Origin of the sequence: Chryseobacterium aahli, from assembly GCF_022699665.1 — a bacterium.
Taxonomy (GTDB): Bacteria; Bacteroidota; Bacteroidia; order Flavobacteriales; family Weeksellaceae; genus Chryseobacterium; species Chryseobacterium aahli.
Map to the genome: position 1 here is coordinate 790,023 of NZ_JALDNB010000002.1, position 16,341 is coordinate 806,363.

General features: G+C 34.1%; 11 protein-coding genes. 3 read left to right on the plus strand and 8 right to left on the minus strand.

The features are described from left to right. Positions 1–27 precede the first annotated feature (27 nt). The gene (locus tag MQX03_RS05785) at positions 28–1,308 is read left to right on the plus strand and encodes a dicarboxylate/amino acid:cation symporter (RefSeq protein WP_242802044.1); all 1,281 of its coding nucleotides are present in this window, start codon (positions 28–30) and stop codon (positions 1,306–1,308) included. A gap of 398 nt (positions 1,309–1,706) precedes the next feature. Here MQX03_RS05785 and MQX03_RS05790 read toward each other — a convergent pair whose 3' ends face one another. The 5 genes from MQX03_RS05790 to gyrB all read right to left on the minus strand — a co-directional run bounded on the left by MQX03_RS05790 (position 1,707) and on the right by gyrB (position 9,421). Next, on the minus strand, positions 1,707–2,597 hold the full coding sequence (locus MQX03_RS05790; RefSeq protein WP_394801737.1) for a diacylglycerol/lipid kinase family protein: 891 nt from the start codon (positions 2,595–2,597) through the stop codon (positions 1,707–1,709). Between the two features lie 5 nt (positions 2,598–2,602). Beyond that, positions 2,603–3,430, minus strand: coding sequence for an RsiV family protein (locus MQX03_RS05795; RefSeq protein WP_242802045.1), 828 nt, complete (start codon positions 3,428–3,430; stop codon positions 2,603–2,605). A 79-nt stretch (positions 3,431–3,509) separates the two neighbouring features. Beyond that, positions 3,510–5,447 carry a transglutaminase-like domain-containing protein gene (locus MQX03_RS05800; RefSeq protein WP_242802046.1) on the minus strand — a complete coding sequence of 646 codons (1,938 nt, stop codon included), beginning with the start codon at positions 5,445–5,447 and terminating at the stop codon, positions 3,510–3,512. 1 nt (position 5,448) lies between these two features. Beyond that, complete coding sequence (locus MQX03_RS05805) at positions 5,449–7,344, minus strand: DUF3857 domain-containing protein (protein ID WP_242802047.1); 1,896 nt, start codon at positions 7,342–7,344, stop codon at positions 5,449–5,451. 142 nt (positions 7,345–7,486) lie between these two features. Further along, entirely contained in the window at positions 7,487–9,421 is a 1,935-nt protein-coding gene (gyrB, locus tag MQX03_RS05810) for a DNA topoisomerase (ATP-hydrolyzing) subunit B (protein WP_129534130.1), read from the minus strand. A gap of 231 nt (positions 9,422–9,652) precedes the next feature. Here gyrB and MQX03_RS05815 point away from each other — a divergent pair, with 231 nt between their 5' ends. Both MQX03_RS05815 and MQX03_RS05820 read left to right on the plus strand, forming a co-directional pair. Continuing rightward, positions 9,653–10,996 carry a cytochrome ubiquinol oxidase subunit I gene (locus tag MQX03_RS05815; RefSeq protein WP_242802048.1) on the plus strand — a complete coding sequence of 448 codons (1,344 nt, stop codon included), beginning with the start codon at positions 9,653–9,655 and terminating at the stop codon, positions 10,994–10,996. Next, positions 10,993–12,003 (plus strand): cytochrome d ubiquinol oxidase subunit II, encoded by a 1,011-nt coding sequence (locus MQX03_RS05820; protein ID WP_242802049.1) that lies wholly within the window; start codon positions 10,993–10,995, stop codon positions 12,001–12,003. Before MQX03_RS05815 ends, MQX03_RS05820 begins: the two co-directional genes overlap by 4 nt. A 2-nt stretch (positions 12,004–12,005) precedes the next feature. Here MQX03_RS05820 and MQX03_RS05825 read toward each other — a convergent pair whose 3' ends face one another. From MQX03_RS05825 to lysS, 3 genes are all read right to left on the minus strand, one after another. Next, a complete protein-coding gene (locus MQX03_RS05825; RefSeq protein ID WP_242802050.1) occupies positions 12,006–12,830 on the minus strand; it encodes an OmpA family protein in 825 nt (274 codons plus the stop codon). Between the two features lie 91 nt (positions 12,831–12,921). Further along, on the minus strand, positions 12,922–14,367 hold the full coding sequence (locus tag MQX03_RS05830; protein ID WP_242802051.1) for a T9SS type A sorting domain-containing protein: 1,446 nt from the start codon (positions 14,365–14,367) through the stop codon (positions 12,922–12,924). A 110-nt stretch (positions 14,368–14,477) separates the two neighbouring features. Beyond that, on the minus strand, positions 14,478–16,175 hold the full coding sequence (gene lysS, locus MQX03_RS05835) for a lysine--tRNA ligase (RefSeq protein WP_242802052.1): 1,698 nt from the start codon (positions 16,173–16,175) through the stop codon (positions 14,478–14,480). Between the last annotated feature and the right edge of the window lie 166 nt (positions 16,176–16,341).

Genomic DNA, 16,341 nt, shown 5'->3' on the forward strand with positions numbered 1-16,341 from the left:
TTTCAACCAGAATTAAACATATTTCTTGTGAGAGCAAAAAAAATCTATCAGCAACTTTACTTTCAGGTGATTGTTGCTATTATTGCAGGAATTCTTTTAGGTAAATTTTATCCAGAATTGGGTGAAAAAATGAAACCTTTGGGTGACGGATTTATCAAACTTGTCAAAATGATTATTGCTCCCGTGATTTTCATCACATTGACTTTGGGAATTGCTCACATGACCGATTTGAAAAAAGTGGGAAGAATTGCAGTGAAAGCAATGATTTACTTTTTCACATTCTCCACTTTGGCTTTAATTATCGGATTAATTGTCGGAAACCTTTTACAGCCAGGTTCTGGATTGAATATTGATCCTGCAAGTCTGTCCGGTGACGTTTCACAATATCAGCAGAAAGCTCATGATACCACGCTGATAGGATTTATGATGAATATCATTCCGGAAACGCTTTTCAGTCCGCTGGTTGGTGACAATATCCTTCAGGTTTTGTTGGTTGCCATTCTGATGGGAGTTGCGTTGGTTTTAACCAAAGAAAAAAGCCAAAAAGTGACAGATTTTCTTCAAGATTTGGCAACACCGGTTTTTAAAATTGTACACATGTTGATGAAACTGGCTCCCATTGGGGCTTTTGGGGCGATGGCATTTACAATAGGAAAGTACGGTCTGGCATCAGTTTTAAATTTAATTTTCCTTGTCGGCACTTTTTACATTACCTCTATTTTATTTGTGGTTTTGGTTTTAGGTTCTGTTGCTTGGTATAACGGTTTTAGCATTTTTAAATTGATGTATTACCTGAAAGAAGAACTTCTTTTGGTTTTGGGTACAAGTTCTTCAGAATCTGCACTGCCGGGAATCATGGACAAACTTCAGAAAGCAGGTTGTTCTAAAGCAATTGTAGGCTTAGTGGTTCCCACAGGATATTCTTTCAATCTTGACGGAACCAATATTTATATGACTTTAGCATCCTTATTTATTGCCCAAGCTTTGAATATAGATCTTTCACTGGAAAAGCAATTAATGCTTCTATTAGTCGCAATGCTCAGTTCTAAAGGTGCTGCTGGCGTTACCGGAGCCGGATTTGTAACTTTAGCAGCGACCTTAGCAGTAGTTCCCGAAATTCCGATTGCAGGAATGACTTTGATTTTGGGAATTGATAAATTTATGAGTGAATGCCGTGCGTTGACAAACGTCGTTGGAAATTCTGTAGCAACCGTGGTAGTGGCCAATTGGGAAAAACAGCTCGACAAAGAACAATTGCAATACTGCCTCAATAATCCTAATAAAATAGAGGAAAAGTTGGAAGTTTAATTCCTCATTTGAATCACCGAAAACAGTTATTTTTCTAAATTTTAAATATTTTTTTTAAAACCTGTGATTCAAAACTTAGGATTTTAAAATAAGTTTTCTTAAATTTGCAGTACATTATCATTGAATAATGGTAATTTTTTTTTCATCATTTGTGTTTTTAAGCCTTCTTCATTGAAGGCTTTTTTTGTTCTCTCTTATTATCTTTCATCATCTTAAATTATTACAGTATAATTAATTTAAGATGTAAACTTAAAGAAATCATTCATTTACCCAGAAAATCCCTAGCCTCGATTGCAACGGCATCCTTTTCTTTTGCTGCTGGTAAAAGCGAAGGCGAAAGAAAAGATACAGTGAAAAGCGAGATTAAGCTCCTAAAAACAATCGCGTTTATGATAAGTTTAAACTAAAATAGTAAGACTGGAAGGCTGTACCTTGATATGGATGGGAGATTTTATTTTATTGAATTCACCATCGAGATGCCAATTTTTGGTATTGACTTTAAATTCGACTTCTGAAACCGGCAGATACGTGATGTAATCATCTTCTTTCAGCTTTTTGGTAAACATTCTGAATGCAAAAAGCGCAGAATACGTCAGCGGAAATTTTTTCACCAACACCATATCAACCAAACCGTCACTTTTACTCGCCATCGGAGCGATGTAAGCATTATTCCCGAACTGACGTGTGTTTGCAATGTTGACCATCAAATACTTCCCGTTATATTGATGGTATTTTTCATCAAGAAATTTCAGTTTGATAGGCTTGTAATTGAAAAATGTTTTAAGCGAAACTTTGATGTAATTTTTGAAACCACGGTCGGTTTTTTCAAATTCTTTGACCACTTTCCCGTCAAATCCGGTTCCTGAAACATTGATGGAAAGCCGATCATTAACAGTAAACGTGTCAATCTTTCTGGATTTTTTTTGTTTTAATTTTTCCAACAGTTCATCTAAATTTTTGCTGAACTGCGTTTCATTAGAAAAACCATTTCCCGATCCTGCCGGAAAAATTGCTAAAATTTTATCGGTATTAATCAAATTTTTGGCAACCGTAGAAATTGTACCGTCACCTCCAATCGCCACGAAAATATCCGTATCCGAAAAATGTTTCTGAATAAATTCTTCCGTTCCCGGAATAGATTCTGAAATGTAATATAAAGGATTTTCGACTTTCCTCTTCAGCTCATTGAGAAATGGCTGATAATTCTTTTTCGCCGAAAAAGGATTGATGATAAAAGCTACTTTTTCCATTGCCACAAAAGTAAAAAATGCTTCCTGATTTGGAAGCATTAATGTTAGTTAATTTTTATTCTCTTTTTAAATTCAGGATTTATTGTTCCTTTCAGCTCTTCCCAAGATACAGGAATCACAATATCACCGGCTGCAAAAGCGGCAATTTCGTAAGGACTGTAATGAAAATAAAGATTTTTGTCATCAAAATAAAAATCTTTGTTGGCAGGGATGACATCAACCAAAAGCATCTCAGAATTATTAACTGCCCCATTAGAATCTGTTGTTCCGCTAGGAAGTTTATCAATATTTTTCATTAAAAGCTCTGATAATCTGGCCTGCGGCATTGTCGTAACATCTTTTAAATCTAGTTTTTTATTATTTTTCAAATCAAAAACTCGTGCAGCAAAAGAATAATTTCCGTGCGCGCCGCCTTCGTAAGATGTAAACAGATACTCGATTTGAAGAAAATCGTCAGTCTGAGAAAGAAGTTTCATAAAAGACCCCGCTTCCCAAGTCTGCTTGTATTGAATATCAGCAATCCATTCGCTGCTTTTTTCTTTTGTCGATGAGAAAAATTCAGTTTTATCTTTATCTAAAAAACTCTGCAATCCGTTTTTGGAAAAATCTGTAATCCCTTTTTTATGATAATAAATGCTGTCTAGAAGCGCTTTGTCTTTCAGTGTAGGAAATACCAACATTTTTGAAGCATAATTCACAGAAAGCTTATCATTAATTTTCATAGAATCATTTACTTTAATAGAATCTACAGTGAATTTTTCGGGTGTCTTGACTTCTGTAATATTTGTTTTTGCTGTTTGAGAATCATTCTTTTTACAAGATGCTAGAGCAAATACCGCAGAAATAGTAAAAATAGCAATGGTGTTTTTCATAAATTATTATTTCGTGTAGCAATGCAAAAACCATTCAAAAGATGAATGGTTTTCGTTTTTATTTGATATTTGCTCAATTTTATTTTTTAATCAGGCTCATCACTTGGTTTTCACTGTCTGAAATTACTTTCCAGATCTGCTTGAAAGCGGGATAATATTCTTTAGGATAATCTGCGCTTGCAATTTTATATTCTGAAATTGTGACAATTTTGTTTTCTTTCTTTTCTATAGTGTAAGAATAGCTGATTTCTTTATCTTCAGTCACAATTTTTTTGCTCTTTGGTAAATCAGCAACCTCATACCCTTCCGGGATTTCAATTTCAACAATTTTTGTCTTACTAATTGGTGAGATAAAATCAATCATGTATTTTCTTTCTTCCTGCTGATCAAAATCATTAGTTGTCTGGTGCAAAAATAAAAGCGGGTTGATGATTTTTCTTTTGCCTAAATTATCAATCATATTATTTGAGGTAAAACTCATGGTCGATCTGAACTCTCCGCCTTCTAAAACTCTTGAATTGATATTATCAAAATCAACCGAAAAATTTTCCTTGTACTGTTTTTTATATTTATCAGGGTTTTCATCAAAACTTTCTTTTGCATTAAGAGCCAACAAACCTTCATCTTGATCCTGATATTGACCTGTTACAGTACCGTCAGGATTTATTTTCGCCTTAGTTGTATGACTATTATAACTTTCTTTAATATTATTCAATGAAATAATTTCTGCTTTTTCATCTCTTAACAAAAGTCCATTGCTATTCCAAACTCTGCCAGGAAGAATTCCTTCTTTAGACTGTTTTGAAGTGGCATCAAAAAGATAAATATTTTTGTTGATTTCTGCAGCGACAATCACATAATTGAAGTTTCCAACATTAGGAAAGGTAAGATTTACATGACCATTTCTGATCGTTGATATTAAAATAGGATACGTTTTTAAACCTGCACTTCTCATTAAGTTGATTAACATCAAATTAAGATCACCAGTATTTCCTGTTTTTGTTTTTGCAAGTTCTTTTATTCCTGTTTCTGCATAAAAACCATTGGTCTCGTTCCAAGTATAAGAATTTTTAACAAAATCAAAAATAGCATTTGCTTTCTTCATTTCATCTTTTTCCTCGGAAATAGTTTTCGGAAGTATATCTTTTACCAATCTGTCTTTTTTGTATTGAACACCGAAATCTTCATGATCCCAAAGCGTTTTCCTGATATCTTCCCAAGTTGACGTATAAGTTTTTAGACCATTGTTAAAAAACGTAGAATGAAGCTCTGCTCTTAATTTCGTTCTGTAATTATCATTGTTTTTCACAAACTTTTCCGTTTTAAATGCTTTCACGTTTTCATAAGCAAATCTGTATGTTTTAGTATCTATGCCATATAAAAACTCATCTCCTATTCTTTGGTGTTTTGGAGCAAGACTTCCTGTAAAATCTACGTTGTAAGACATATTTGTTGGTGAATCTAATACATACTCTGTATACAAAGATGGTGTATCTAATTCAATATAAATCAACGGAATTTCATATATAAAAGGTGATAAAACCTCATATTGATACTCAATCACAGAACCATTTTTGATGTTTGGAAAAGCAAATTTATTTACCGTAACATATTTGTTTTCTTTTGACTTAAATTTTGAGCTTTTATCAACTTTAGTTTCTGCAATTTTATCATTTTCAAGATTGTAGACATACGCTTTTAAAGAATTCAAAGTCTCGCGACTTCCCCCACTGTTCTCTTGCAAAGGGATATCAAGATTCAACCAATCTTCAGATTTATCTTTGTCGTAAACCTTTACTCTGTATGCATATTTTTTAATTAATTGTCCATTGTAAGGATCTACACGATAGTGGATTGAGCGGTAAAGAATTTCTGTTGGAGCTTTTTCATCAATGCTAGATTTTGTTTTTTTTAAATCTTCAATCGTGAATTTTGGCATTTTAAGGAATTCATGCTTTTGTGCGATAAACGTTATGTTCATAGCGCTTACACAAAAAATTAGAACAAGTTTTTTCATCTTATGATTTTTTTGAAATTAGAATTTTTGAGTTATCTGCGTTCATTATTTTTTTTCTGAAACTTACGTAATCGTTGTACTTTTCTTTAGAATAAATCCCTTTTTTAATATTTACATTTCTTTTTACAATAATTTTATCGTCTTTCTTCTCAAAAGTGATGGTGTAGATTCCAAAGTCCGAAGCTAAAAGACCATTTTCCGGCATCTCTTCAACAACATAGTTTGCAGGAATTTGGTAGATAATTTCATACTCATCTTCATAAGAAAATCTGTTTTCAAAAGGCAGCTGACGGTTTTCATCGGTATGATAAAATCCTATAGAATAAATTGGTACCGCTCTGAAAATAAAACTTTCACCCATCATTTTAGAATAATTGGTCGCTTTAAAATTTAAATCAAAATCAATTGAAGCTAAATCTTTATTGTTAACGAAATTATTCATCTCCACATTTTCGAAATTCAGACTTGAAAATTTAGATCTCATCGCCTCATTTTTATCTTTCTGAGAAAGTGAAACGTAAGATAAATTAAAGTCATACTGATTTCCTGTGTAAGAGAATTTCCCTTTCCCTGAAATAGTTTTATCCGGATTAATCTGAATATTCAAAACCTGCTTTTCCTTACTTTGCTGAGCTGTGTAAGAAGGAGTTTCCATGATTTCAATTCCCGTAGACTTTACCGCTAAAACATTTCTGTCGGTTGTACTATAGCCCAAATGGTTGTAGGCAATATCCTGTGAAGTATTCTCTAGCCAAATATTTCCTTTCTCTGTGGGAATTACCAAAATCACGTGATTTCCAGCCATTTTAGGAAAATCAACATCAAAACTCACAGGTGAAGAATTTGAATTGATAATTGCGTAATAAGAAGGAATTCCAGCCTCATCCAAAAGCGTTTTCATGTAATTCGTAAGGCCTTTACAATCACCGTAACCTTTCTTCTGAACCTCATCCGGCATCATTGGCTGCCAACCGCCAATTCCCAAAGCAACAAAAATGTATCTTGTTTTACTCTGCATGTATTGGTAGATCTTTTTCACCTTATCATCTGTACTTCCTGAGAGATTGAGCGCAGCAATTTCAGATTTGATTTGTGGTGTAGAAACTGATACAGGAGTTAAAAGATTACTATAATACCAAAGGCCGAAATCTTTCCATGAAGTGATATTGCCTTTCTTACCAACCAAACTGAATTGATCTAGGGAAAAACTTACTTTTGGTAAAATTTTCTGTGGATTAGGAACCAATTCTACATTGTCAATTGCCGGAACATTCCGATAAGAATACGTTTTTTCGTTTCCGTTGTCACTTACTTCTGCTATTGTATATTTGTATGGAGATTCATAGGTTTTTGAACGTAGATTAATTCCTGATTTGTTGATGATTTTAAAACTGCTTTTTTCCAAAGAAATATTATACGAATTAAACGGAATAAAATCAGGAATAAAAACAGTGTTCTGATCTTTCTGATCATAGCTAAATTCTATTGTATAAGGAAATGTAGAAGGCGTGTAAGGAAGAACCATTGCTCTGCTGTCTGAGTAAAATGTCCCTTGAGAATTGGCTGCCATATCTGTAAAGTCACTCTTAGAATAACTTTTCAGCTTCGCTCCTTTTTCATCATAGACAGTTACTTTCACATTAGAAATGACATCACCTTTTTCGTAGAAGATCTTTGGAACAGAAAAACTGATAGCATCTTTATTTAAAATAGTGATTACAGATAAATTTCTATAAAAAATTTCGTCAATTTTATTGATTTCAACAATGGTATTTTCATTTCGGATAACGGCACTGGCATTTTTCTTTAATTTATCACTGATTTCTGAGACAGGATAGCTTTGTGCATAATAAATAGACGCCAAGGAAAAAGCACCTAAACAAAGAAATTTCATCATGGTATTTAATTTTCCACGAAAATATAAAAAATCTTAATAAAATGTTAAAATATTATCATGAATATGAGAATTATTAGTTTTTTAACACAAAAAAAAAGACTCCATTTGTATGGAGTCCTTGAAATATTATTTTAGAAGATAATTAAACATCAATCTTCGCATATTTTGCATTTTTCTCGATAAATTCTCTTCTTGGTGGAACTTCATCACCCATTAACATTGAGAAAACAGAATCTGCTTCTACTGCATTATCGATTGTTACCTGCTTCAGAATTCTGTGGTCAGGATTCAATGTAGTTTCCCAAAGTTGCTCAGGATTCATTTCCCCAAGACCTTTATAACGTTGAACTTCAACGCCTTTCCCGTCCGGAGACATCTCTAAAGTTATCTCTTCACGCTCTTTTTCATTGTACGCATATACTTTCTTGTTTCCTTTCTTTAATAAATATAAAGGAGGTTGTGCAATATAAATATATCCGTTTTCGATCATTTCTTTCATGAATCTAAAGAAGAACGTAAGAATCAAAGTAGAAATGTGAGAACCGTCAATATCCGCATCGGTCATTATTACTACTTTATGGTATCTTAACTTAGCCATGTTTAGGGCTTTGCTGTCTTCTTCCGTACCCACAGAAACTCCTAGAGCTGTATAAATATTTTTAATCTCTTCGTTATCGTACACTTTGTGAAGCATTGATTTCTCAACATTCAAAATCTTACCTCTTAACGGAAGAATCGCCTGAAAATGTCTGTCTCTACCCTGCTTTGCAGTTCCACCTGCCGAGTCTCCCTCGACTAAGAACAATTCAGATTCTGCAGGATCTTTTGATGAACAGTCAGATAATTTCCCCGGTAAACCAGAACCTCCCATCGGAGATTTTCTCTGAACCATTTCACGGGCTTTTTTCGCAGCCTGTCTTGCTTTTGCAGCCAAAACAACTTTCTGAACGATAATTTTTGCCTCATTTGGATTTTCTTCCAAGAAGTTGGTCAACATTTCACCAACGATCTTATCTACCGCACCAGAAACTTCAGAGTTTCCAAGTTTAGTTTTAGTCTGTCCTTCAAACTGAGGTTCCATTACTTTTACAGAAATCACAGCCGTTAAACCTTCACGGAAGTCGTCTCCGGTAATTTCTACCTTTTCTTTTGCAGGAATTCCTAAATCATCTGCATATTTCTTCAATGTTCTCGTCAAAGCACGTCTGAAACCTGCCAAGTGAGTTCCACCCTCATGAGTATTAATATTATTAACGTAAGAGTGAAGATTTTCGCTGAAAGAAGTATTGTAACGCATTGCAACTTCTACAGGAATATCGTCTCTTTCACCTTCCATGAAAATTACGTTTTCCATGATTGCTTCACGACTTCCATCGATGAATTCTACGAATTCTCTCAAACCACCTTCAGAATGGAAAACTTCAAAAGCGAAAGATCCGTCTTCGTTTGGTTCTCTTTCGTCAACCAAAGTAATTGTGATTCCTTTATTTAAGAAAGAAAGCTCACGCATTCTCGCTGCAAGGGTATCATAATTATAAACCAATTCCTGAAAAATAGTACCATCCGGCTGGAAGAAAACTTCAGTTCCTCTTTCGTCAGTTGTACCAATTTCAGCAACATCTGCTAAAGCTTTTCCTTCAGAATATTTTTGTTGATATAATTTACCATCACGACTAACCGTAGCCACCAATAAAGTAGAAAGTGCATTCACACAAGAAACACCTACACCATGTAAACCACCGGAAACTTTGTAAGAATCTTTATCGAACTTTCCCCCCGCTCCAATTTTGGTCATTACAACCTCCAAAGCCGATTTTTGCTCTTTCTCGTGCAAATCTACAGGAATTCCTCTACCGTTATCTTTTACAGAGATACCTTCTCCCTTATGAATTGTTACTAATATCGTATCGCAATGACCTGCAAGTGCCTCATCGATAGAGTTATCTACTACTTCATAAACCAAATGATGAAGACCTCTTACTCCTACATCTCCAATGTACATAGATGGTCTTAGACGAACGTGCTCCATGCCTTCTAATGCCTGGATACTACTAGCTGTATATTGTTTTTGACTCATATTAAAATTGAAATATTTGCTTAATGCAAAGACCTACAAATATCGTGATTTTTTTCGACTTATGAAAGTAATTTACCTCTTAAAATATCAGAATTTATCCTAAAATTTGAATGATTCATTCATCAAAAAAAACAATAAAGTTACAATGCAGATTTGAATTGATTGCAATGTTTTAAATCATATAAAGTTACCCTAATTTTATCCGTAACTTTCAGCTGAAAAATTAATATTATGGATGATTTCATCGCTGCACGAGCCCAGATGGCACTTTCTTTAGGGTTTCATATTATCTTCGCCTGTGTCGGAATGGTAATGCCTTTTCTCATGGCATTTGCCCACTGGAAATATCTGAAAACTGGAAATGAAATTTACAAAGGTCTTACCAAAGCTTGGAGCAAAGGTGTTGCGATTCTTTTTGCCACCGGAGCCGTTTCAGGAACAATGCTTTCTTTTGAATTGGGACTTCTTTGGCCTGGATTTATGAAGCACGCAGGTTCCATTTTCGGAATGCCGTTTTCTCTCGAAGGAACAGCCTTTTTTATCGAAGCCATCGCTATCGGATTTTTTCTTTACGGTTGGGATAAATTCAATAAATGGTTTCATTGGTTTTGTGGATTTTTGGTCGGCTTAAGTGGTTTGGCATCAGGAATATTAGTTGTTGCGGCAAATGCGTGGATGAATTCACCTACCGGATTTGATTATATTAATGGAGAATACGTCAATATTGATCCTATTAAAGCAATGTTTAATGAAGCGTGGTTTCCGCAGGCTTTACACATGACAGTGGCTGCTTTTTGTGCGACCGGATTTGCAGTTGCGGGAGTTCATGCATTTTTAATTATGAGAAAAAAGAACGTTGAATTTCATACAAAGGCGTTCAGAATTGCGGCTGCTTTTGCGATGATTGGTGCGTTTGGTGCTCCTTTAAGCGGTGACGTAGCAGCGAAATCTGTTGCGGAAAGACAACCTATAAAATTAGCTGCGATGGAAGCACATTTTGAAACTGAAAAAGGTGCAGCTTTTGTGATTGGTGGAATTCCTGATGAAGAAAAAGGTGAAATTAATTATGCTTTAAAAATTCCAAAAGTTTTAAGTTTTTTAGCCACTAATGATTTTAACGCAGAAATAAAAGGTTTAAATGATTTTCCAAAAGATGAATGGCCACCTGTTGCGATTGTACATTACGCTTTCCAGATTATGATTTTCTTTGGCGTGGTGATGATTTGTATCGGAAGTCTTTATCTCTACGCTTTCTTTTTCAAAAAACAATGGCTGAATAAAAACTGGTTACTGAAAACATTTCTTTTTGCAACACCATTTGGATATATTGCTTTAGAAGCAGGTTGGACAGTCACTGAAGTCGGAAGACAACCCTGGATTATTTACGGAATTATGAAAACCGTAGATGCTGTGACTCCAATGCCCGGCATTCAGTATTCGTTTTACTTTTTTACGGCTATTTTTATTTCATTATCATTAATAATCATCTTTCTTTTAAGAAGACAAATACAAATGGTTCCGAAACTCTACGACCCTAGAGACCCACAATTTAACTCTAAAAACAAAAAATCATGATTTACGTTGTAATTGGTTTTCTATGGCTTTCCGTATGTCTTTACGTGATTTTAGGCGGTGCTGATTTCGGAGCGGGAATTGTAGAGTTAATGACCAAAAAGAAAAACAGAAAGTACACCGAAAAAATCATGTATGAGTCGATTGCGCCCGTTTGGGAAGCAAATCACATGTGGCTAATCATTGCGATTGTTATTTTATTCGTAGGCTTCCCTGAAATCTATACGACAATGTCTACTTACCTTCACATTCCTTTGGTTTTGATGCTGGTGGGAATTATTGCGAGAGGAACTGCATTCACATTCAGACATTATGATGCAGTGGAAGACCGATGGCAGATAATTTATACACAGATTTTCTACTATGCGAGTCTTTTAACACCCTTTTTCTTAGGTTTAATAGCCGCTGCGACGGTTTCACAATCGATCAACCCTGACGCAAATAACTTTTTAGATTTGTATGTCTTCAGCTGGCTCAATTGGTTCGGTGTTGCAGTAGGATTATTCACAGTTTCTCTTTGCGCTTATTTAGCTTCCATTTTTTCTTTACGGGAAACCAGTGACAGATTAGAATTAGGCTTAATGATTAAAAAATCGCATCAAACAATGATTTTTGTAGTTGTAACGGGATTATTCGTCTTTTCTGCTGCTTACTTTTCTGATATTCCTTTGACAAAATGGATTTTTTCTAAACCATTGGGTGTGATGTCGATTTCCTTTGCAACCGTTGCTTTAGGTTTAATTTTAAGAGCGATGCATAACAGAAAATTGCTTCCTGTAAGAGCTTTGGCAGGATTTCAGATTATTATGATTCTTGTAGCGGCAACGTATCAGCACAATCCGGATATTATTTTATTAGGAAACGGACAACACCTTTCTCTATTAAAACATATCGCACCCGAAAAAACAATTTCTGCTTTGGGTTGGGCTTTGGTTTTAGGATCACTATTTATTTTACCGTTCTTATTTTATCTGATGTTTTCGTTTACAAAAGCAAAAGGAAAATCTTAAAGCTATTTTTTAGTTAAAACCAATTCTACTCTACGGTTCTTGATTCGGTCGACCTCTGTAATTTCAGGGTAAACGACCGGATTTAGATGACCGAGACCTTTTACCATAATTCTATTCTGCTCAATACCTTGTTTCAGCAAATAGTCTTTGATTGCAATAGCTCTCGTCCATGAAAGATTGAATGTTTTTAAATCAATATCTTCACCATCGAAATTCTCGTAATCGCAGCAAATATGACCTTGTAATTCAACCTCAAGACTTTGATTTTCTTTTAATATTTTTGAAAGTTTCAGCAGATTAGCATTTCCGTTCGGAAGCCAGAAGTGACGCCCACCAATGAAATTCACATCAGGAAGTGAAAAAGTATCTTTCACTTTCATCATTGCAATTTTCGTATTGAGAAAACTAGGATAGGCTTTTCTCGAAATTTTTTCTCCAAGAGCGAATGATTTTTCAATAAAAACATCTACTCTTCTGTTTTTTTCTCGAAGATCTTCTGTACTGTTGTCGTTGATTTGTTTTTCTATTCCTAAACCAATTGTAGTTTGCAATTTAATATTGTTCGAAATTTTTCCTTTTAAATATTCACTGACTGCATTTGCACGGTTTTCTGATAATTTTTTATTGAGTACAAGATTTCCGGGAGGATCACAATTTCCAAAAATTCTGAACGTGAGATTACTCTTTAATTGGGCTAAACTATCCAACTTGTTTTTAGATGCCAGATTAAGCTCATAACTGTTGTTTTTAAAATAAACGGAAGTGAGCATTTGTGCATCAAATGTTATAGAAATAAAAAACAGAAAAAAGAATATGAAGGCTTTCATTAGTTTTTCTTAAAAACGAGAAATATTTATTTATAGTTTATGTCAAAGCAAAAATCCTGAAAAATTTCAGGATTTTATAATTTATTTAAAACTAATTTTTAATTCCTTTCTTGGAAATTATTTGATTTTGCTCTGTAATGATTTTAATAAAATAAACTCCTTTTTCCAGCATAGAAGTCTCGATGTTTTTTGTTGCGTTTGCTTTTAACACTGAACGTCCTGCTTCGTCATAAATTTCCACCGATTTTATTTTTTCATTGGTGTTTAAATTTAATTCATCTTTGAAAGGATTATTAAAATTTAATGAATTTTCGTTTTGTGAAATAGTATTCGTAGCCAATGTAGACTGTCCAAAAATATACCTCGCAATTTTATTATCAAAAAAAACATACAAGTAATTGTCTTTCACAATCATTCGCATATATTCAGGATGAGTATAAGTCACATCAGATAACGGGTAGAAAAAATTATTATTAATCGTTACGGTATTTCCTGAGGGAGAAAATCCTCTGATTCCGATTTTACCTACTCCCGCTGTCTCAAATTCTGAGGAAACCAATATCATATTTCCGTAAAGAAGAGGTCTTCGTTCTCCACCAAGATAATCATCCCCGTTATATGTAAAAGAATTATCAAACTCAATAACTCCATTTGTACCAAACCCTAAATCTAAGTTACCTTGGGAGTTTGTTTTTGTTAATTGAGAGTAACCATCTAAACCATCAACTTTATTAATAAATGAATTGTCTTGGTCATTTATCAAAACACTGCCACTGTAAAAATCATAATTTAAACTAGCAGTGGAATGCCTAATTTGTGCATATCCGTTTTGACCATACGATAAGTCTAAACTTCCTGTATTCAAATTTATTTTTCTTATAGTTGAGAATTGCCCAATAGCGGTTACATTTTCGTACACAGCATTATCTTTACAAAAAAGTAAGTATCCATAATCGTACAAAGAATTATTAACTGAAGAGTTTAAAGTTAAAGTACCACCAGTACCATAAGAAGCATCTGCAGTACCGTTTGAGAGAAATTTCTGAATATTTGTATCATTTCTTGAAATGATTTTTGCGTCAGGAAGTACAAACTTATAAGACCAATTTCCTGTTGTCAACATTCCGTTATTTCCAAAAGAAGAATCTATCTGACCATTTGAAAGGAACTTATTTCCTGAAAGCAAATAAAAAAAATCATTCTGTGAATGGAAATAGTAAGATTCTAACTCCGGAACAGATACTTCACCGTTATTACCAAAAGTATTGTCAATAGTTCCGTTATGATTCAATCGAATATATCTTGTAGAAGTAGGAATTCCGTTCAATTGATCTCCATAAGGATAACTTAGAAAAATTTTATCTCCCTGAAACATTGACTTTTTATCAATATCACGATCTTCTACCATCAGAAATTGATTAGGCGTTGTAATTTGTACAACCCCATTATTCCCGAAACTTAAATCTTTAGTAAGAGTAATCTGTGCATAAGAATATGCAAACCCACATGCAAGAACTGCAGTAATTATTTTTTTCATCTTAGGTGTGTTTTTTTTCCTAAAAGCAAAGTTAATAAAAATTAATCACATAAAAATGAAAAAAAGCGAACTTAAAGTTCGCTTTTTTTCATTTTTATTTCTATTTGATTTTAAACCAGCTTCATCAATACATTCTCATCAATCTTCTCCACTTTCACCAAATTATGTTTAGTCAAAGTTTTAGAAGCTTTATCCCATTTTTTACCAGATAATTTGCTTAAAGTTTTTACTTCAGCTAAAGCGATTTGTTCGTCAGATTTTAGGATATCAAGAATGATCTTTTCATCTTCTCCTAATTCAATTTGAGCAACGGTTTTTTCTGGTCGCATTTGAGGGAAGAATAATACTTCCTGAATTGATGGATTGTTTGTTAAGAACATAATCAATCTGTCCATTCCGATTCCTAAACCAGAAGTTGGTGGCATTCCATATTCTAAAGCTCTCAGGAAGTCTTCATCAATAAATCCTGTTGCTTCATCATCACCTTTTTCAGCTAATTTCAATTGCTCTTCAAAACGTTCTCTTTGGTCGATAGGGTCATTTAACTCTGAATAAGCATTGGCAATTTCTTTACCACAAACCATTAATTCAAAACGCTCAGTTAAACCATCTTTGCTTCTATGTTTCTTGGTTAAAGGTGACATTTCAATCGGATAATCTGTAATAAAAGTCGGCTGAATGAAGTTTCCTTCACATTTTTCACCAAAAATTTCATCAATTAATTTTCCTTTCCCCATAGTTTCATTCACTTCGATTCCGATAGACTTTGCAAAATCGAACAATTCCTGCTCAGATTTTCCTGTAATGTCGAAACCTGTATATTTGATAATGGCATCGGTCATCGAAACTCTAGGATAAGGAGCTTTCCAGCTAATTGTATGTTCGCCAAAAGTTGATTCTGAATTTCCGTTCACAGAAGTTGCACAGAATTCCAGTAATTTCTCGGTGAAATCCATCATCCAGTTGTAGTCTTTGTAGGCTACATAAATTTCCATCGCAGTAAATTCCGGATTATGGGTTCTGTCCATCCCTTCATTTCTGAAGTTTTTCGAAAATTCGTAAACACCGTCAAATCCACCAACGATCAATCTTTTCAGATACAATTCGTTTGCGATTCTTAAATATAAAGGAATATCTAAAGCATTGTGATGCGTTATGAATGGTCTAGCCGCAGCTCCACCAGGAATTGACTGCAAAATTGGAGTTTCAACTTCAAAATAACCTGCGTCATTGAAAAAAGTTCTCATTGCATTGAACAGTTTTGTTCTTTTCACGAAAATTTCTTTCACTTGCGGATTCACCGTTAAATCGACATAACGCTGTCTATATCTCATTTCAGGATCATTGAAAGCATCATGCACCACTCCGTTTTCGTCAGTTTTTGCTTGTGGAAGCGGACGCAATGCTTTGGTAAGCAACGTAAAATTTTTCACCAAAACCGTCATTTCACCAACCTGAGTTGTGAACAATTCTCCTTCGATTCCGATGATATCACCGATATCTAATAAGTGTTTGTAAACGTCGTTGTATAAAGTTTTATCTTCTCCGGTACAGATTTCGTCACGGTTAAAATAGACCTGAATTTTCCCTGTAGAATCCTGCAATTCAGCAAAAGAAGCCTTCCCCTGAATACGGCGAGACATCAGTCTGCCCGCAATCTTCACCTGTTTACTTTCAGAAAAATTCTGTTTTATAGATTCTGTAGTATCTGTAACCGTGTATTCTTCTGCCGGGAATGCGTTGATTCCCATTTCAACAAGCTTAGTCAGCTTTTCTCTTCTAATGATTTCCTGTTCTGATAATTGCATTATAATTCAATTTTTTCGAATTGCAAAAATAGTGAATTTTAAGCGTTTATGAAACTGGAATTTTATTTAAACCACAAATCGTTAAATTCGACATAGTCAAGGGTCACAAAAGTTTTTTATTTTATTAAAACTGATTAAGATTTCCCCTTTAAAATTTTTATGATGA